Source organism: Citrobacter sp. CK191 (assembly GCF_030333435.1).
GTDB classification, from domain to species: Bacteria; Pseudomonadota; Gammaproteobacteria; order Enterobacterales; family Enterobacteriaceae; genus Citrobacter_B; species Citrobacter_B koseri.
In genome coordinates, this window is sequence record NZ_JAOWFX010000013.1 from 1 (window position 1) to 1,833 (window position 1,833).

The window sequence follows — 1,833 nt, forward strand, 5'->3', positions numbered from 1 at the left end:
AATACGACTTAAAAGTCGTATTATTGTTTCATCGAAAGGGGAATGGCCCCTCTCACAATAGCCCAGCAGGGCAGGAGATTAAAAAAATGAATATCCAGGAAGCATTAAACGTTTTTGGATTATCCGGCGAATTAACTGAAAAAGATATCAAAGCAGCATACAGAAAAGCAGCTTTAAAATATCATCCAGATCGTAACCCGTTAGGGGCTGAACTGATGAAAGCGGTAAATGCAGCTTTTGATGTATTGATGGCAAATATTGATAAAATAAATCAGTTCCAGAGCACTGATGAACATGCACGATATAATTACGGTGATGACCTGGAAAAAGTATTAAACGTTCTTTCTGGTTTATCTGGTCTGGTATTTGAAGTGATAGGTAACTGGGTCTGGATTAGTGGAGAAACCATTACACATAAGGAAACTTTAAAAGAAATCGGGTGTAAATGGGCGGCAAAGAAAAAACAATGGTTTTATCGTCCAGACGAACATAAAAGTTACTGGAATCGTGAAGAACACACGATAGAAGAAATCCGCGCAAAATACGGTACAACCGGACAGCGCAGGGCGACAGGGTGGCAACGCGTGGAAACCAGAGCGTAACCAGAACGGGGGCGAGAAGCCCCCGATATTATAGCCAGCCCGTCTTTTGGGGCATCGAACCCAAAAAGACGGGAACAGCAGCCACGTAGCAAAAAGGGAAACAGATGAACTCTTTTTTTGAACAATATCACCCTGTCTTTGAAGTTGTCTGCCGTATCCTGGGGAACGGCTGGCGCGTGAACAAACTTGATGATTGTTCGTCTCGTATAAAACTGACGTCACCGCAGTTTAAAAATTACTCTGTGCATATTCGGATGGAAAAAGACCGCTTTTCTGTGGTGGGGAGTGTGGATAGTCGTTCCTGGCGTAGTCCGCATCATGTTTGCACGTTATCCAGAAAACGGAATCCCGTTGATATTGCAGCCGATATCGAGCGAAAAATTCTGGTAAATGCTTCGCAGGAGGTGTTACAGGCGATTGAGTATGAGAAACACCAGGTGGAAAAAAAGGACGAAATTCTGATCCTGAAAGGTATGTTATCGCAACTTGTCCAGCTTGAAAGCTGGTATGGGGCATTGACAGGCTTTAAAGCTGAAAACGGATTGAACGGTAAAGTCACCGAACAGGGCGACAGTTATGATTTACAGATTCGGGGCTTGAGTATAGATCAACTTGTTAAAATTACAGGGTATCTGAAACAGTTATGAGAAAAAATAAAGGTGATGTGACTTATTTTCTTGAAAAAGAAGGTGACAATTACAGGCTTACAAAAAGGATAAAAGCCAGAACAAATGTTAAAATCGGGAACAAAACTACGAAAATTACATTGTATGATGCTGTACTGAATGAGAATGAATTACAACATATTGATTTTACGTGTGCCGGATTAAGGGAAGACGATGAGACGCCAGTTAAGAATTTAATTAAGGAGTTTATGTTAAATGAAACCCGATAATACACCTGAAAATGTAAAAAAATTACGTTTAAAAGCAGGATTAACACAAAAGGAATGCAGTCATATTTATGGTGTTGGGCTAAGAGCCTGGCAGAAAAAAGAGGAAGTTAATACTCAAAACAGTCAAAGTCTGTCACTGGTTGAGTTTGAGTTTCTTTTGTTACTTGCAGGAGAACATCCTGAATACGTGCTCTGCAAAAGGGAGTCAAAATAAAATGACCTGTGATGGTTTTATATTAGTACCTGGAGTTGCGCTCGTAGCTCGCTGACGCTCACACGCGCAGTACAGCGCCCCGCCATGCTGCAATGCACCTGGGCGGGGTAAACTCGCTTGCG

Annotated in this window: 4 protein-coding genes; all 4 read left to right on the top strand. The window is 41.8% G+C overall.

From position 1 onward, the window contains the following. Positions 1–86 precede the first annotated feature (86 nt). The 4 genes from OGV82_RS03825 (at position 87) to OGV82_RS03840 (ending at position 1,711) form a co-directional block, all read left to right on the top strand. Positions 87–602, top strand: coding sequence for a J domain-containing protein (locus tag OGV82_RS03825; RefSeq protein WP_001025395.1), 516 nt, complete (start codon positions 87–89; stop codon positions 600–602). A 104-nt stretch (positions 603–706) separates the two neighbouring features. After that, the gene (locus OGV82_RS03830) at positions 707–1,249 is read left to right on the top strand and encodes a hypothetical protein (RefSeq protein ID WP_001083906.1); all 543 of its coding nucleotides are present in this window, start codon (positions 707–709) and stop codon (positions 1,247–1,249) included. Continuing rightward, positions 1,246–1,497, top strand: coding sequence for a hypothetical protein (locus tag OGV82_RS03835; RefSeq protein WP_001230707.1), 252 nt, complete (start codon positions 1,246–1,248; stop codon positions 1,495–1,497). The genes OGV82_RS03830 and OGV82_RS03835 overlap by 4 nt, the downstream gene beginning before the upstream one ends. Beyond that, positions 1,484–1,711, top strand: a complete 228-nt coding sequence (locus OGV82_RS03840) for a helix-turn-helix domain-containing protein (RefSeq protein ID WP_070749894.1) — start codon at positions 1,484–1,486, stop codon at positions 1,709–1,711. The genes OGV82_RS03835 and OGV82_RS03840 overlap by 14 nt, the downstream gene beginning before the upstream one ends. Positions 1,712–1,833 lie beyond the last annotated feature (122 nt).